Genomic DNA, 16,733 nt, shown 5'->3' with positions numbered 1-16,733 from the left:
CATTAAGCCTTGATTTGCGTCAGACGACGGATAAGAAACAAGCCAAACAACACACTGCCGACCACATATGCCAGCACGATCTGACCCTGCGTTGTTGCCATCAGAAAATCGAAATGCTCCCGGCCCGCACTGAACAGCACCAGCACAATCAACACAGGTAATGCCGCCAGTACTTTGGCAGAACTACGCGATTCTGAAGTAATGCTGGCCACACTGGCCTGCAGCTCTTTTCGGCCACGCAAGGTGGCACCGAGCTGGGCAAGGACTTCAGACAGACGGCCCCCGGTTTCCTGCTGCAGGCTCAGGACCACGGTCAGAAACCGGAACTCGGCCACCGGCATTCGTGCCGCTGCCCGAGACAGCGTCTCTGTGAGTGGCTGTCCGACCGACAGCTCATCATGCATTTGACCAAACAGGCGCGACACCACAGCCCGCTGATCATCGGCCTGTGCATATTGCTCAGCAATCACCGCAAAGGTGTCAGCCATCGGTGCCCCCACCCGTACCGCACGGATCATGCCGTCGATCACCTCCGGCAATTGATCCCGGAACGCATCCAGTGCCTGCTGCTGAAGCTGATGATAAACAAACCAAACGCCCAGCACGGTCACCGTCAGCGATAAGCCCAGCGCCACCGCGGCGCTCATGCCATTCACCAGCAGCAATACTGTCATCCCAATCACCGCCGCCGGAACCACACGCTGCCAGAACTGCATTCGTTTAGCACCGAGTACTGTCGCCATGGTGAGATACCATTCAGGCATGCTGCGACCAGACGATGTCTCCGCTTTCAATCGATAAGGACTGTATCGCCGGGCCTGCTGCTGCCAGTGGGTCCGCTGACGCTGCCTGTGCCACCCGTATCCGACTGCCATCAGCCAGACTGAAATGACCAGTACACTCATCAATGCCGGATTACTCACCCGTCACCTCCACTGCAGAGGAAGGCTGACAGCAGACCTGCAGGGCCTGATCCAGACCAGCCTGAGCCGCTTTTTCCAGTAGGGCTTCTGAAATCCCACAGGGTTCGAATACACCTTCGATTCCGGTACGATCCACTTTCTGGTAGCGGAATCGAAAAATAGGCTTCATCAGAATTCTGCCCTGCTGCACATCGGCCACTTCACTGATTGCGGTGATCCGGCGTTTGCCATCCCGCATACGTTCGAGCTGAACCACCAGATCCACCGCACTGACAATCTGGGACTGAATAATGGATTCCGACAGTTTCTCTGCGCCCATCTGCAACATGTTCGACAGACGGATCATGGCATCCTGCGGATTATTGGCGTGCAGCGTACACAGGGATCCATCATGGCCGGTGTTCATCGCCTGCAGCATGTCGAACGCTTCAGAGCCCCGGACTTCCCCGAGAATGATCCGATCCGGACGCATCCTCAGCGCGTTCCGGACCAGCTGCCGGATCGTCACTTCTCCTTTGCCTTCTGCGCTCTCATTCCGGGTTTCCAGTGGGACCCAGTGGGGCTGATCCAGCGACAGCTCTGCTGCATCTTCAATGGTCAGGATCCGCTCGTCTTCGCTGATATGCTGACTCAAGGCATTGAGCAGCGTGGTTTTTCCCGAACCTGTTCCGCCGGAAACCAGCATGTTGAACCGTCCCTCGGCCGCCAGTGCCAGAAAACGGGCCATCTCCGGCGACAGACTCTGATGGTTCACCAGCGCATCCAGCGTCAGACGACCTGCGGGGAATTTACGGATCGAAATCGTAGTGCCGTGCAAAGCCAGCGGCGGGGCAATCACATTGACCCGGCTGCCATCCGCCAGTCGGGCATCGACCATGGGCGTAGACTCATCCACTCGCCGTCCGACCGCATTCACAATTCGCTGCGCAACGTTCAGAACATGTTGTTTGTCATGGAAACGGATCCGGGTTCGCTCCAGCTTGCCGTTGCGCTCGACATAGACACTGTGCGGCCCGTTCACCAGAATGTCCGACACACTCGGATCGTCCAGCAAGGGCTGAATCGGACCGATGCCGATCATTTCATCCACCATCTGCTGTGTCAGACGGGCCAGTTCTGTCGCGTTATAAGGCAATAATTTCTGGGCGGCGATGGTATGTAAGGCATCACTCACCTGCCTGAACAAGGCCTGCGGAGACAACTTCGCTGCGACAGATGGCTCTACCTGCTGGTAAAAAGCTTCTCTGGCCTGTTCAGACATTGCCAGCAGTTCCCCTTCCCGTGCGAGAACGGGCTGATTCTGCTTACCAAACATCATGCCGCGCTCCGTTTCACCGGTGCCGACGCACTGCCATTCATCACAGCCTGAGTCAGTTTCCGCAACTGACGGGCAAGTTTGCCACCCACCTGAGCCAGCGCCTGGCCTTGCTGTTCAGACTTGATCACAGCCGCGGCATCAAAAGGCAGCAGCATCAGCGAGTGAATACCGGCCGCCATTGCCATTTCGGTTTCCGGAACCCGACTGGATTTACTGCGGCACTGATTCGCCACCAGCAAACGCCGTTGATGCGCACTGACAGGCTGATGCTGCCACAGGTTCAGCAATCGCAGTGCACTCAGGCTGTGATCGTGCAGCATCAGGCAGACATCCGCTTCCGCCGCCAGCGTTCGGTAAGCCGGGTCGCGTAAATCCGGAAGATCGACGACAACAGTACTGTAATGACCGGCCACCATGGCTACACTGCGCGCAACATCCAGGCCCTGGGTTGTATCCAGATCGCCGTTCTGTGCATAAAACAGATGCAGACCGTCTTCAAGCTGATGGGCCGCATGACCGAGCAAGGTTTCGTCAAGCCGCTCCGCATCCGTAAAAATAGAATGCTGAGAGGGCTCATAATCCGCCCCGAGCAGCATTGGATGCGCACTGTGGAAGGTATTGAGATCGAACAGTGCCACTTGCTGATGATGCTCACGGGCCAGCAGCCAGGCCAGATTCGCCGCAACAGTACTGGTCCCGACCCCACCGCCCGTGCCAACCACAGCAATCACCCGGCCACGGCGCAGCGGTGCTGCCGCCGGACGCGCCAGTAATGCCAGCAGGCTCAGACGCAATGCATCGGCATCCACAGGCGTGGCATGATAGTCACTGACCCCCATCTGAATCAGGCGACGATACAGATTCAGATCCTGATGCTGCCCCAGCACCACCAGTTTCATTGTCGGTGGACAGCACTGTGCCAGTTCGGATAATTCTTGATCCAAATGGCGGCAATCCCCGCCGTCAACAATCAGAATATCCGGTGCGCCATGTTTCAGGCAGTGCGCCTGAGCGGCTTTCAAATCGCCCCGTGTTGTGGTGATCCCCACATCAGGCAACTGCGCGCCAATCTGTGTCAGGGTGTCTCGGGTCGCTTCATCTTGTGCGAAAACGACGATCGTTTGTTGCTCACTCATGATTTATTCCCCTGTGGTGCTCAGGCTGCTGGCATGTTTTATCTTGTCGTCATAAAGGCGCTGCACGGCACCAATATCCAGTGCGCTTGACGTGACTTCATAGGCAGCCCCCTGATGCCAGTGAGCTGTGGTGGTCATGGCGCGATACTGATTCCGCCGTTGCAGACAGACATTCACTGAGACAGCTATCGGCCCCTGCTGGTAACGGCAGGTGTTCGGCATCAGAGAGACGGCCAGATCAACCCGGTAATCGGTTTGCGTGGCGGGAATCACATTGACCACCGCAGGCATCGCCAGCTGTTCGCGCAATTGTGCGGACAACAGCTGCAAATTGAGCGCTGGAGCCGGGCCGGAAATACTGACCTTGAGCACACCGTCTTCCAGTCGCTCGGCCAGCGGACGCACCACTGCCATTAAAGAAGGCTGGACCTGTGCCGCCTCCACCCGGTATTGGACGGATTCCTGATAATCAGCAGCGTACGGATCTGCAGTCTCCCAGTGATCGAGGCGATCAACACAGCCAGTCAGCGCCACTGCCACGCATGGCAGGGCAAACAAGTTTGTTTTCAGTTTCATCATGGTCTCCGCCCTCAGTAGCTGTAGCCATACTGGCCAAAAAGTGTGGTCTGCTGCGTATTGTCCGGCGGGCTGAGCTCACCAAAGTCACTGAAAAACAGCCGCTCAAACCGGCTTGGCGGACGGAAATAATCCAGCGGTGTGGCCAGCTCCAGCGGATTGCTGGTGGGTTCGACCAAACGGGCGGTGGCAATAATCACCAGCTCACTCTCCCCTTCTTCATAAGAGGTGCTGCTGAAAAACGGTGCAAGGATCGGGATCTCCCCTAAGAACGGCAGGGCTTCAACATTCTGATTACGGTAGCTGCGCACCAGTCCGGCCAGCGCGAAGCTCTGCCCATCAGCCAGTTCAACCGTGGTGGTGGTCCGGCGGGTTTCTATGCCGGGGACGACCACGCCACCGATAGACACACTGTTTTCGCGGCTGAGCGTCGAGACTTCCGGCGACACCGTCAGGCTGATACGTTTGTTACTGAGCAGGGTCGGCGTCAGGCCCAGTGAGATACCGAAGTTCTTAAACTCAATTTCCGGGCCATCGTCACCATTGCCCACAGGGAAAGGGAACTCGCCCCCAGACATGAAGGTCGCCGCTTCACCGGATTTCGCCGTCAGATTGGGCTCGGCCAGGACTGTGACCAGGTTGTTCTGAACCAGCGCATCAATAATGGCGTCAATCTGCACCGTATCTTTGTCGAGAATGCTGTTGTCGGCAGGTGTGGGATACAGATTGCCGGGTGAAACGCCCAGTTGCAGATATTTCCCGATGGCGCTCCAACGCACACCCAGTTGCTCACTGGTTGAACGCTCCATTTCAATGATTCGCACAGAAATATTGATTTGCTCAGAACCGGCAAGTCGAAGCCGGTTAACCACATGGGGATACTGCGCGCCGCCCCCGCCGGGTACTGCATCTTCAGGACGTTCATTGGTGGAACGCTCCCGGTTCTGCTGATTTTGCATCTCGTCATCCGAGAACAACCCTCTGGCAAAGCCCGAGGCCATCGACAGAATATCGTGGGCCTGCTGCGCACTGGCAACATCACCCGACACAATAATGGCGTTCGCCGTAGATTCGAACGTGAGTGGTGTCTCCGGAAAAGCCCGTTTGGCTGACTGCTCCAATGGCGTCAGATCAGCCACCACCCGCACTTCATAATGGCCCAGTGTCCGGCCCTGATGACCCGTGATGACCAGGTCGGTTTTCCCGACGGCCATCCCATAGACCAGCAAGTGCTGCTCAGACGGGCTGTGTAATTTGGCCACCTCACCGTTGGCAATAAAGACATCTTTCACCGGCTGGTCAAACCGCAACAGGCGGGACTGATCCGGTGTCAGAACAATAGATTGCGCTGCCTGCGCCTGAGCGGCCAGGACAACAAAAAGCATCAAAAAGAAAACACGCATGTCAGGAAAACCTTAGTTGGATGAGCCGGACGATTTGTCCTGATTTTTGTTGGCATCGTCCGATTTGCCGTAGGCAATGCGAACGCCATGGGTGGGAATTGCTTTCGGGTTATGGTTCTGAGACACCTGTTCGGCCCAGACAACCTTCTGCGCGACGGATTCCTCATACGCCAGAGACGGACGACGCCCCCGCAGAACCAGCGACAAATCACCGAGTTTATTGGCCAGCAAGAGTGTGGCGGCTTCTTCCGGCAACAGCTCAAAAGTCACATTGACCAGATCAAAGCCCGATTGCGCCGTTGCAGCAGCACCACGCTGGCCCAAATCGATCAGCTGCGCTTCAATCGCCAGCAATTTGATGTCCGACAACACTTGCTCCGCAGACAGGCCGGACACCGTTTCGCCCTCAACCAGCTTGCTGGCATTCTCATTCAGACTGGTGAGAATCACATCCACCCGGTTGCCCGGACGTAACAGGCCATGGCTGACCGCTTCCGGTGTCAGTGCCAGCGTAACGGCACGCGTACCGGGTGCCATCATGGCAGACAGGTAATGACTCTGCTCCGGGCGGATCACATCTTCTGCCGAAAGGATCTGACCGGATTGCACCGTTCGGGTCATCAGACTACCCGAGAGCTTTTCCGGCTGAATAAAACCCTGCAGGAACAGGCCGGGCAGATTGCCTTCATCCGAGGCCGGTAAATCAGCCCAGCGGAGATCTTCGGTTCTCAACAGTGCGCCTGCCTGTAACGGACGCGCCGCCACCAGAATCCGGGCCCGGTTGCGTGTCGGTTCAGAAGCAACCGGTTCATTGACAGACGAAGCCGCTTGCTGCACCGCTTCATCAGACCTGCCGTCCTGAAGCCAGACAAAAGCAAGGGCCGTCAACAGCGAACCCGTCGCGATGACAAATAACAATAATTTTTTCATGATTGGAACTCTCAGGGATTCAGTCAGCCCGTCACGGAAAGATGATCAAGGGGTCGACATCAATGCGCCCAGCGTAATCGCCACCCCGTAAGGCACGGTGCACGCTGCCGGATCCGCTGGCTTCCATACCGGAAACCAGCGATTCCGCGCCAGATATATCAGACTCAGTCCACCACCAAACATGGCGGTCATCAGCAGGCAGGTCAGCCAGTGATCCTGCGCAGCGTACAAACAGACGGCCAGTAACTTACTGTCGCCGGCCCCGAGCCATCCTTTGGCATAGGCCGCCAGTCCCGCCAGCAGACAAGTCAGAGAGATCAAGACTTGCGTGCCGCTGAACGGCACCAGGATGGCCGCAATGATCAACAAGACCCCAATGGCCAGATTGGGAATGCGTCGCTCGGTGACATCGGTGACCACCAGCCAGGAAAACATCAGAGCGGCCAGTCCCTGAGCGACAGCGACACCGGTATCAGCCATTTTCACTGATATTCAGATCTTTGATGATCGTTTCAAACTTGGCTTTCAGGGCCGTGACAAACACACCATCCGAACCAAAAATCGCCAGAATCCCTGCGGCCAGACCCGCAGCCAGAATGCCGTATTCAATGGCAGTCGCGCCAGTTTCGTCTTTCAGGTAACGCTGGATCATTTGGGCTGAGAACACATTCATCATTCACTCCATCAATGGATAAAAAAACTGACGCGAATGATATTGATTCTCAACATCAGTTTCAATAGTATCTGCGGCAAACCTGCAAAAAAACGCTAAATAACCATAAATCAAGGATTAAACCGAGTCACTCATGACACATCAAGCTGAAACTTCAGTATCAAATCATTGCGAGCTGGCGATGAGCGGCCCAGAAAAGGAAAAACAGTGAAGTGAACATTCAGAATAAATATGCACTCAAGGTATGCATCAGTGCAGCCCTGCTCGCCGGACTCAGTGGCTGTAACGTGGAACCCGTCCGAGGGAATAATGACACCAATTCAGGCACCCCTTCGACCCATCAGCCCGATCCGGGCAACGGCACGCCGTCGCACCCCAACACCGGCCAGACGCCGGATCCGACGCCCGACCCGGTGACACCACCCACCCCGGATCCAACGCCGGATCCCACCCCTGATCCGGCGCCAAATCCTGAGCCGGATCCAATCACTGCGATGACCCTGTCTGGTGTCGTCCTTGGCGACCGCGGGCAGCAGTATCAAGTTCAGATCAGTGATGGAAAATCTGTACTTTATGCCAAAACAACCGAGAACGGTGCATATCAGTTCGACCTGACGTTAAGACAATGGCAGCGGCAGAATCCACTGACCCTGACCGCGACGGACAAGGATGACCGCCAGCAGGTATTCAGTCAGTCGCTGCCGACAATCGACCAGATCTTGCTGCTGGACGGCGATCGCAATCAGCTGATTGACGATCTGGAGTTGCTGCCGCTCGCACTGTCTCCGGCTCCCCTGGCATTTGATGCCGTCGCCCGGCAGTTGACGGGAAAAACGGCACTCACAGCGTCTGAAAAAACAGCCGCCAAAATTCAGATGGCATCGGATGTCACCCTGAATCAGGCGCTGGTGCGCGATCTCTCTCAGCTTCTGGCTGAAACACAGGCAAAACCAGCGGACAGCGCCTCTGCGGCACTGCCATTACTGGGGCTGACTCAGTCACAGCTCGTCACACAACTGGTCCGCGATAAAGTCACTTCCCCATCGATGACGGTCACCGAGCTCTACCTGAAGCTGGCTGACAAACGAAACATCTCACTGGGAGAAACCGTCGAATCCCAGCTCAATGCAGCCCTGGAGAAAGGAACAAAACTGAATACTCTGAGCGGAGAATATCGCTGGCAGGAATCTTTTTATCCGGAATACGCACTGACCCTGAGCGGCCACTTCCCGGCCGAGCTGCAACATGCAGGGATCAGCGTACTCATTGGAGCGAAACCCAATGACGATACCCGGGGCGAGTACTACTACAAGCCCGAACGACCGCACCGTGTGATCCCGCTGACGCTGGAAGACAGCGAAGGACGACACAGCAAGCGGCTCGATGTCAGTGGCCGGCAAACATACAGAGCCACACTCCGGCTCAACGATACTGCCGGGGCTATCACTCAGTGTGCACCCGGCCATGTCGGTGAATCCTGGGAGGGCATCACCACAGACGACAATGTTCAGGATTTGCTCACGCTTCAAATCGTCGATCAGACTTCCAATGTCGAGCTCCGCTCTGTGCTCGGACCCTTCTGTGAACTGCTGGCTCGCGATAGCAACAAAGACGGCATTCTGGATCACCATGAATACAGCCGGACGGATGTCGGATACATCTCCACGGCTCAGGAAGTGCTGCTGAAAAAAGTCACGCTGGCCAGCTATGGTGCCTTTATCGATTGGAAACCATTGAGTATCGCAGCAATTGATGAGCTGATGGCCGGATTCCCCCGCCAGCAGACCGAGCTGCTGGCAGCTTTCACCGCCATGCAAGCCAGGCAGTCACTCTTCGGAGAAACGATTGATCTGATTGAAAATGCGGGTTTTTATCAGGATTTGCTCAAGCTGGTGAACATCAACATGCAGGCCGAGTACAGCATTGTGTCGAACAATAACCTGATCCCGGCACTGAATATTCTGCAGTCTCAGATTGGGGATAACTCAGGGCTGGCTGATCTGTTGATTCAATACCCGGATCGGAATGTTTCTCACATCATCAAAGCAGCCACGGGCTTGCTCGGAGACTCGGTGCCGGATGCGGCCTATTTCCACAATCAGCCACCACCAGGACGCTGGGTTCAGGTTTATCCCAACAGCCATCTGGCCCCCATCTGCCAGAGCAGCGGTCAGGTGAGTTACGATCAGGTCACCGGGATTGCGCTGGTGGGTCAGGGCGTGGATCCGCAAACCGGCAAACATTGGCTGACGCTGGATTGGCCTGCGCAGGATTATGTCAGCGAATACACACTGGCATGGGATATCACCAATTTCAGCACGGTTGATACCGCCAGCCACAAAGCACAGACCACACAAACCCGTGCAACGATTCGCGGACTGGAGAAATGGCAGACTTACCAGATCCGCATTGGAACGCCAAGTGGAAGCCTGAGTGCAGTGATCCATTACACGCCGGGTAAAACCGTACTCAATGACACTCGGATCACCAAAGGTATTCTGGGAGATGACAGTACCCGCGGCCGGGACACGCAAAACCAGTGTGATCCAGTCAGCGGGTTAGCCTTCAACAGCAACCGGGATGGGGAACTGGGTGCCCGATACCTCAAACTGGATGCTCAGGGAGAGCGCCTGCCCCGACAGGATCTGGCGTGGAAGCAGTTGAAGTTCAGCTGCGTGGCAGATGCCAACACAGGTTTAATCTGGGAAACCAAATCCGCCACGGATCTGGAAAACCCGACCCTGCAAGATGACTTATATTACTTTGCCATGGATGGTGCAGCGCATGCGGTACCTTTCAACGGCACCTGCTTTAACCCGGATTCAGGGAAGCTGGTTTCTGAACGTTCACAGTGTACGGCTGCCAATCAGCAGGCCTGGGTCAATGCCAGCAAATTGTGCGGACTGGATAACTGGCGACTCCCCACACAGGCAGAGCTGTATGGCTTGATGAACCTGCAGGGTGATCAGGCTATTGCGCTGGATACCAACTACTTCCCAAATAACAATGGTCTCAAAACCACTTACTTTAACTGGAAAGATGATCAAGGGAAAACCCACTACGAATCCATTTACCGGAGTTTCTGGACGGCGGATCATCACCCGCTGGCAGAAAAATCAATGACCCGGACCGTCAGAATGCTTGCCCAGAGAAGTAACAACATGACGGCGAATCAGGAACCGCATCTGATCATGCTGGTCAGTGACGGATTTCAGGCACCATGAAAAAGGACAGAACCATGAAAAAAGCAGCCCTCATAATGCTCAGCCTGCCAGCCGTGTGGACCGCCCAGGCGAGCGATAACCTGCAGCGGGTCTGTACTCAGGGCTATGAGGAAGATCAGGAACGCTTTGAAACCCAGATCCTCCCCACAGCCAGCGGAGATCTGAAAGTGATCCACGACCGTCAAACCGGCCTGCAGTGGCAATTTTGCCCTGTGGGACAAGCGCTCAGCGCGGATCAGCAGAGCTGCATCGGCGATGCAACCATTGTGCGCGACAGTGGCAGTCCGACGGGTGCTATGGCGAATCAGGCCATCCTGATCGGCCAGGAAAATGAGCGCTTGGGAGAGAAACAACATGCCTGGCGTGCCCCGGATATCAATGAGCTGATGAGCATGATGAATCCGGACTGCTCCCCTGCCCTTTACACTGCGTTTGGTTATCCGAAAAAGACACTGACTGAGCTGAAACACCTGAAGACGCTGTCAGAAGACTGGCAAAATCAGCCGGATGACGTCACAAGTCAGGCAAAAGAGACGCTGGTCAACTACACATCGCTATACTTCGTCAGCGACAGCTGGGGTGATGATGAGCAATATGCTGTGATCAGTTTCAGCAACTACAACTTCAATCTGGTCAATGACCTTTATCCGAATCATAACGGCCATGCGAACTATCAGAACCACAATATCTGGGGGGATTTCTGAGGCTGGTCAGATCTCAGCCCTGAGCAACGCAATTATTATGCGCAACATTGCATAACACAAAAAAAGGCAAAAAAAATGCGAGCCGGGACAGGCTCGCAATAAACTCACATATTGCATTTTCGAGAGACTCACAAGATAACCGGCCCGCCATCCATGCCAGGGGTTACCTTTCTCATCGAAAGGGACAAAGGTTATATCAAGGTTTATTTTGGCTATTTTTCCGTGCCTTATGTCATCGAATTGTCAAAACCCCCTGACAGAACGGAAAACTTTGATTTTGCTTCCTAAGTTCCGTTCGCAATATCATCCAACGCCGCCAGCACCTGCTCATTCATATGGCCTTCATGGACTAACTTGCACACCTTCCGCCGAACTGCGAGGCCGGAAATCAGCCGCTCAATCGACAAATGCCGTTCATCATGCTGGCTGTTAAACAGCTCCACGGTTTTACTGAGCGTTTCATAAGGGACGACGTCACTGCCCACCCGAAGCCAGTCCAGCTTATCCAGATAACCCTGACACTCTTCTGTGATCACGCTGACCGCATGACCGGACATGGCAGAAAGTGCCGTGATACTGCGTTGCAGCGCCTCCTGAGAGGTATATTTCGACAGGACGATGGTCAGCTCGTCGGCGTTAATCTCAACCAGATGCTTTCTAAGCTTCACGCGACGCCCCAACCGACCTTTCGGACGCCCTTCTTTGCGCTGAATCGGTTCAAATTCGCCATCAATGATCTCTGACAGCTGTTCCAGTTCCTGACGCGGCAGAATTTCATTGCGAAGCGGATTCGGCATGGTGGGCGCCAGCGAACGTTTCCCTTCATTGTGCATCTTGGCACGAGAGAAACGGATCACTTCTTCCGCATCACATTTGATTTCAATGGTGTAATCCGGATATCGGGACGCCTTGCCTTCCGCCGGACTGATCGTCAGGTGATACCCCCACAAATTAACCGCAAACAGAGACTCGGTGACCTTGCCTTCTGCCAGTTTTTTCAGCTCGCGGATCAAATCCGTCGAAAAACGCCGCCATTCGATGTTTCTGGCCAGTTTCTGGTTCAGTTCACTGAGCAGCATGCTGTCATGTCCCCGACGCGTCATACGGCTTCTGAAAAAGGTATACAACTGGAAGATCAACGTATGCTGACGCAGGATCTCCGGTGGAAACAAGAAGAAATAATCCCGGGTAAGCAATTCTTCAAAAAAAGAAGGTTCCCAGACCAGAATGTACAGATTCGGTTTGATCCGGATTTCGCCGTCTTCCCCTTCCTGAGGTGCTTCTTCAGACGCGGTAATCGTTCTGGCCAGGAAGCGGAAACGATCACTTTTGAATCCTTCCGGCATATTCTCGCTCAGCCAGCGTCCCGTCAGTTCATGCAGCTGGAAATCGGTAAATTCAATCCGATCAATACTTTCACGGATCGAATCACGGGCTGGCCCGCTGTCTTTCTTTCCGCGCAGTGCCAGAATATCTGTAATATAAATCGGCGTTTTGTTGCTCATATGCCGTGACTGAAGCTCATACTCCGGCAAATGATGATCATGATACTGGACCGTCAGTGTAAACAACGCAAACAGGGTCATCATGTCGTCAACGGTCATGATCGACTTGGAAGAACGGGTTTCGATGATGGCCCGTGTCCCTGAAATTGCGACCATGGATTTCTGGTAATTTTTCTTGGTCCGGGGCGGCGCTAATGCCTGATCAATAATCCCGGCCCAGCTGGTGGGTGAGACAACAATTTGATCGGCTTCATCCGGCATCATCGGCGGCGTGCCTAGCCCATGCTCGGTCAGCAGACGTTTATTCACGACATTCTGTGCCAAGGCTTTTGAGCGTTTCTGTTTTTCTTTCTCTTTGCTCTGATCCGAATGCAGGCTGGATGTGCCCAACTGAGAAATCAGCAAGGCTGGATTGATAAAATGATGCAGCATGGTCTTTCCAGCCAGTCCTTCTTCAAACCGGACCGGTTGCTGAATAAAAAGACCGATACTTACGGCAGCGCGTAAACGTTGCTGAATGGCTGCACGGGTCAGTTGACCTTCAGTGGCTTCCACCAGTTCAGTGGTAGAGACCATACCATCCTGGCTGGAAAGTCCGCGAAGTGAGATCAGATTCAGTAACTCGATAATGCTACGGGTGACACCTTTAAAATGCTGATATTGTGGCATCCAGTCGATCAGTGCCGAAGGAATGGCAAATAAGTGCCCATCCTTGTGGGATCGCGGTGCAGAGATCAGGATCTTTTCGTCATACTTCTCATCACGAGTTACTTGGGGGTTCATTTGCCACTAGCCGTAAATTCATCATCTTTCCGGAAAGAATAATAAAAATATTCCAAGAAAGAAAGCTTTTTTTATGATTGGCTCTTAATCATGATCTTTTTGATTTTAAAGATCTAATTGATAATGTGATCTTATGATCTGAAGCGAAAAAAACGCGTAAGTTGATGATTTTAAGACAGTAAAAAAATGTCGGATCCGGAAAGATGATCAATGCCATGTCGGAACGTTGATCATTCGATCCTTGTAACGATGATCATCATTTGCCCGGAATAATGATCATTGTAACGTTGAAAGCATGATCATTCATGCGTCTGAAAGATGATCAACGTGTTTTTACAGCTTATCCACAGGGTTATACATCTGATTCTGCTGTGATGAGATTGTGAATATGAAAAATCGACTGATTTCAGGCCAATTGTTTGGGTGTGAAGCTCAGAACGATGATCAAGTGGATGCGTTTTTGACTGGATTTCAGCGACGCAGTGATTCAGCTTGAGTAGGATGATGATATTTTCACCGTTTTCAAAATGACAATGACCGTAAAGCCAGGCCGCTTTTACATGTGTCCGGTAATGGAAAAATGATCAAGTGAATCAGAATGTCATTTCAACCTGCACCGAATGAACGAATCAGTGTCTTCATTGTCCCGTTGTGCGGAGCCTTCAAGGCTTGGTTTCAAGTATATCGGGCATCTACCGTAATTTCGCGGTGTATCTTAATGCTTCCGGGATGAGTCAAAGGATCCAGACTTTGTCGATCGCTACTTGATCATTGATCCGATCTTTGAGTGTGCAAAGTGTCTGGAATTCTGTTGAGGAATATAACAGAAATGACCTTGATCATCGTTTCGTAAATCGTCTGTACGCTCAGAAAGATGATCAAGGGGACTGAGTGTTGAGTTAGACTTCCTGCCCTTCCCGTAGGTTTGTTTTTTGACCGCCAGCATATTGTTCATGACATTCACCCGTTGCGCTCACGGATGGAAAGCCTTTTTCAAGTTGAAATGACAAGGCTCGTATTTTAGCCACAGATGATCAGGCTTCCCGTATGATTTCAGGGTACGCTAGTTTTACATTGTAAATTTGTGACACTGTGACATTTTAAATCTGAGGTAATCCCAAGAGTAAGATACGCCCTGAGAGACGGTGAAAATGTGATGTTTTTGTTCGCCTGAACGGCTTTAATAAGAATTGACATAATTTTTACTTGAGGACTTTGTCACGTTATACGTTCAGCTTTTTGTTGTTTTAAAACATTTATGTTGTACAATTTTGTCAAACACACGCTTAGGGTGACAGAACAACATGAATCGGTTAGAGACAATTGAAAACCTGCTCAAAATTGCAGAGCAGACGAAACAGGTCCAGGCGGACCGGATTGAAATTGTACTGGAAGAGAGAAGAGACGATCACTTCCCTTCAATGTCGAAAGCCTTGATGGAAACGCGTTCCGGATTGACCCGTCGTAAACTGGATGAAGCGATTGCCCGTATGGAATCCGAGGGGCATCAGTTTACAAAGAACAACGCCAATCATTACTCGATTACGCTGAATGAAGCACATATGCTGATGGACGCGGCAGAGCGGTCGGCATTTCACGAGCGTCAGAGTGGCAAGCGCAAGCCATGGGTTGTGAATGTTCAGAACCAGAAAGGCGGGACGGGAAAATCGATGACCGCCGTTCATCTGGCTGCTTGTCTGGCTTTGGATCTCGACAAGCGCTACCGTATCTGCCTGATTGACCTGGATCCTCAGGGCTCGCTGCGTTTGTTCCTGAACCCGCAAATCAGCATTGGTGATCAGCAGAACATCTACTCTGCCGTGGATGTCATGCTGGGCAACATTCCGGAAGAGCAGGCCACAGATAAAGAATTCATGATGAATAATGTCGTCATGCCAACGCAATATCCAAACCTGAAAACCATTGCGGCTTTCCCGGAAGATGCCATGTTCAACGCAGATGCATGGCAGGATCTAGCGGTGAATCAGAATCTTGATATTGTTCGTTTGCTGAAAGAGCGGGTGATTGACCAGATTGAAGATGAATTCGATATCATCATGATTGATACCGGTCCGCACATTGACCCGCTGGTCTGGAATGCGATGTATGCCTCGAATGCGTTGCTGATCCCTTGTGCTGCGAAGCGTCTGGACTGGGCATCGACGGTTAATTTCTTCCAGCATTTACCAACCGTTTATGAGATGTTCCCGGAAGACTGGCATGGACTGGAGTTTATCCGTTTGATTCCGACCATGTTCGAAGATGATAACAAGAAGCAGGTTTCGGTTCTGACTGAAATGAACTACCTGCTGCAAGAACAGGTGATGATGGCGACTGTGCCTCGCAGCCGTGCTTTCGAAACTTGTGCGGATACTTACAGTACCGTTTTCGATCTGACGACGTCAGATTTTGAAGGGGGCAAGAAAACTTTATCGACTGCCCAGGACGCAATTCAGCGGGTTGGCCTCGAGCTGGAACGTGTCATGCACAGTCACTGGGCGAATTTGAACCAGGAGAAATAACAGGTGGCGATAAAAACAAATGATCTGAATGCCCGTCTGTTTGGCAAGGCAGATAAGCGCCGTGCAACCACCGTCGCAGAAGCGCAAAGTGCAGCGCAGGATAAAGCGGCAGTGATTGAGCTGGCCGTGGCCGGCGAAAAGACGGTTGCTTTTGAATTGGTGAAAGTGAATGCGGATGACATTGAAGGGAAAACGCAGGTCTTTGCCCAAAATGCCCGTGAACAGGCGTTCCTGAATGAGCATGCGCTGGCCGATATTCTGACCACGCTGAAAGACCGCGGACAGCAATACCCCGCGGTTGGCCGTTGGTTGGAAGATGGTCGGATTGAAGTCCTGGATGGTAGCCGTCGCCGGATGGCGTGTATTCTGGCGAATCAGGACTTTCTGATTTATGTGGCCAGCGGCATCCAGAGCGATCACGCGAAGTTCCTGTCCGATGTGGCGAACGCACACAAGCCTTTGTCGCTGTTTGAACGCGGTAAAGAGATGCAGGCGTTGCTGGCTACGGGCAAGGTCTCGGATCAAAAAGCACTCGCACGCTATTGTCAGTGCAGTGAAGCATTGGTGAGTGGTGCGCTGAAAGCTGCCAGCCTGCCGATGGAATTGCTGATGGCATATCCGAGCGTGGGAGAGCTGGGACGTCCAACGATTGTGAAGCTGCATAAAATGTATTTCTCGTTAGATGAAAAACAGCAGCAAGCGTTTGTGGATGCATTGTCGAAACAAGAACAGCCTGTCTGGCAGCGGGTTGATGCGCAAGGGATCACCCGAATCACCCGCGAAGTGACTCATCATATTGAAGCGCTGAGCGAAAAAGTCCGCCCGTCAACTGCTGTTGAATCAAAACCACAGGCTGTCGAGCTGATCAAAGGTCAGGCGTCTTATGTGCGTGATGGCGATAAACTGCAACTGAAACTCAGTCAGTTATCTGAACAACAGGCGGAACATATTCTGTCGTATTTAGCCGATTACCTGAAGTAATCGTTTCGATTTCCCGGGTCCCACCGAAATGGCCACGTCACTGACGTGGCTTTTT

13 protein-coding genes are annotated in these 16,733 nt (G+C 53.0%); 4 read left to right on the top strand and 9 right to left on the bottom strand.

Annotation, left to right across the window (positions count from 1 at the left end):
• Positions 1 to 2 precede the first annotated feature (2 nt).
• Genes KDD30_RS23715 through KDD30_RS23680 form a run of 8 tightly spaced genes read right to left on the bottom strand, consistent with a single transcriptional unit; the run spans position 3 to position 6,959 of the window.
• Positions 3 to 923, bottom strand: a complete 921-nt coding sequence (locus KDD30_RS23715) for a type II secretion system F family protein (protein ID WP_249199388.1) — start codon at positions 921 to 923, stop codon at positions 3 to 5.
• Positions 916 to 2,238, bottom strand: coding sequence for a CpaF family protein (locus tag KDD30_RS23710; RefSeq protein WP_211651956.1), 1,323 nt, complete (start codon positions 2,236 to 2,238; stop codon positions 916 to 918). The genes KDD30_RS23715 and KDD30_RS23710 overlap by 8 nt, the downstream gene beginning before the upstream one ends.
• Positions 2,238 to 3,377: a P-loop NTPase gene (locus tag KDD30_RS23705; RefSeq protein ID WP_211651037.1), complete on the bottom strand. Its 1,140-nt coding sequence runs from the start codon at positions 3,375 to 3,377 to the stop codon at positions 2,238 to 2,240. The genes KDD30_RS23710 and KDD30_RS23705 overlap by 1 nt, the downstream gene beginning before the upstream one ends.
• Before the next feature lie 3 nt (positions 3,378 to 3,380).
• The gene (locus KDD30_RS23700) at positions 3,381 to 3,956 is read right to left on the bottom strand and encodes a hypothetical protein (protein ID WP_211651029.1); all 576 of its coding nucleotides are present in this window, start codon (positions 3,954 to 3,956) and stop codon (positions 3,381 to 3,383) included.
• Between the two features lie 11 nt (positions 3,957 to 3,967).
• Positions 3,968 to 5,356 (bottom strand): type II and III secretion system protein family protein, encoded by a 1,389-nt coding sequence (locus KDD30_RS23695; protein ID WP_211651021.1) that lies wholly within the window; start codon positions 5,354 to 5,356, stop codon positions 3,968 to 3,970.
• Between the two features lie 12 nt (positions 5,357 to 5,368).
• Positions 5,369 to 6,286 carry a Flp pilus assembly protein CpaB gene (cpaB, locus tag KDD30_RS23690; RefSeq protein ID WP_211651019.1) on the bottom strand — a complete coding sequence of 306 codons (918 nt, stop codon included), beginning with the start codon at positions 6,284 to 6,286 and terminating at the stop codon, positions 5,369 to 5,371.
• A 45-nt stretch (positions 6,287 to 6,331) separates the two neighbouring features.
• Positions 6,332 to 6,766 (bottom strand): prepilin peptidase, encoded by a 435-nt coding sequence (locus KDD30_RS23685; RefSeq protein WP_211651018.1) that lies wholly within the window; start codon positions 6,764 to 6,766, stop codon positions 6,332 to 6,334.
• On the bottom strand, positions 6,759 to 6,959 hold the full coding sequence (locus KDD30_RS23680) for a Flp family type IVb pilin (RefSeq protein WP_249199455.1): 201 nt from the start codon (positions 6,957 to 6,959) through the stop codon (positions 6,759 to 6,761). Before KDD30_RS23680 ends, KDD30_RS23685 begins: the two co-directional genes overlap by 8 nt.
• A 212-nt stretch (positions 6,960 to 7,171) precedes the next feature.
• Between KDD30_RS23680 and KDD30_RS23675 the strand changes: the two genes are divergently transcribed.
• Positions 7,172 to 10,183: a DUF1566 domain-containing protein gene (locus KDD30_RS23675; protein WP_211651012.1), complete on the top strand. Its 3,012-nt coding sequence runs from the start codon at positions 7,172 to 7,174 to the stop codon at positions 10,181 to 10,183.
• A gap of 14 nt (positions 10,184 to 10,197) precedes the next feature.
• Positions 10,198 to 10,887, top strand: a complete 690-nt coding sequence (locus KDD30_RS23670) for a DUF1566 domain-containing protein (RefSeq protein WP_211651010.1) — start codon at positions 10,198 to 10,200, stop codon at positions 10,885 to 10,887.
• Between the two features lie 284 nt (positions 10,888 to 11,171).
• On the opposite strand, the gene KDD30_RS23665 is transcribed toward KDD30_RS23670, so the two are convergent.
• Entirely contained in the window at positions 11,172 to 13,175 is a 2,004-nt protein-coding gene (locus KDD30_RS23665) for a replication initiator protein RctB domain-containing protein (RefSeq protein WP_211651009.1), read from the bottom strand.
• A gap of 1,304 nt (positions 13,176 to 14,479) precedes the next feature.
• Here KDD30_RS23665 and KDD30_RS23660 point away from each other — a divergent pair.
• Together KDD30_RS23660 and KDD30_RS23655 are read left to right on the top strand one after the other, a co-directional pair.
• The gene (locus KDD30_RS23660; RefSeq protein WP_211651008.1) at positions 14,480 to 15,697 is read left to right on the top strand and encodes a ParA family protein; all 1,218 of its coding nucleotides are present in this window, start codon (positions 14,480 to 14,482) and stop codon (positions 15,695 to 15,697) included.
• 3 nt (positions 15,698 to 15,700) lie between these two features.
• Positions 15,701 to 16,678 (top strand): ParB/RepB/Spo0J family partition protein, encoded by a 978-nt coding sequence (locus tag KDD30_RS23655; protein ID WP_211651006.1) that lies wholly within the window; start codon positions 15,701 to 15,703, stop codon positions 16,676 to 16,678.
• The last annotated feature ends 55 nt before the right edge of the window (positions 16,679 to 16,733 follow it).

The sequence above is a fragment of the Photobacterium sp. GJ3 genome, from assembly GCF_018199995.1.
Classification (GTDB): Bacteria; Pseudomonadota; Gammaproteobacteria; order Enterobacterales; family Vibrionaceae; genus Photobacterium.
Note: the sequence above shows the minus strand (reverse complement) of the source record. Positions and strands in the feature narration are given on the sequence as shown.

Bases quoted from the DNA above. Each gene is read 5' to 3' on its own strand.
- KDD30_RS23710 (WP_211651956.1), bottom strand. From the start codon at position 2,238: ATGTTTGGTAAGCAGAATCAGCCCGTTCTCGCACGGGAAGGGGAACTG.
- KDD30_RS23705 (WP_211651037.1), bottom strand. From the start codon at position 3,377: ATGAGTGAGCAACAAACGATCGTCGTTTTCGCACAAGATGAAGCGACC.
- KDD30_RS23700 (WP_211651029.1), bottom strand. From the start codon at position 3,956: ATGATGAAACTGAAAACAAACTTGTTTGCCCTGCCATGCGTGGCAGTG.
- KDD30_RS23695 (WP_211651021.1), bottom strand. From the start codon at position 5,356: ATGCGTGTTTTCTTTTTGATGCTTTTTGTTGTCCTGGCCGCTCAGGCG.
- cpaB (WP_211651019.1), bottom strand. From the start codon at position 6,286: ATGAAAAAATTATTGTTATTTGTCATCGCGACGGGTTCGCTGTTGACG.
- KDD30_RS23685 (WP_211651018.1), bottom strand. From the start codon at position 6,766: ATGGCTGATACCGGTGTCGCTGTCGCTCAGGGACTGGCCGCTCTGATG.
- KDD30_RS23680 (WP_249199455.1), bottom strand. From the start codon at position 6,959: ATGAATGTGTTCTCAGCCCAAATGATCCAGCGTTACCTGAAAGACGAA.
- KDD30_RS23670 (WP_211651010.1), top strand. From the start codon at position 10,198: ATGAAAAAAGCAGCCCTCATAATGCTCAGCCTGCCAGCCGTGTGGACC.
- KDD30_RS23665 (WP_211651009.1), bottom strand. From the start codon at position 13,175: ATGAACCCCCAAGTAACTCGTGATGAGAAGTATGACGAAAAGATCCTG.
- KDD30_RS23660 (WP_211651008.1), top strand. From the start codon at position 14,480: ATGAATCGGTTAGAGACAATTGAAAACCTGCTCAAAATTGCAGAGCAG.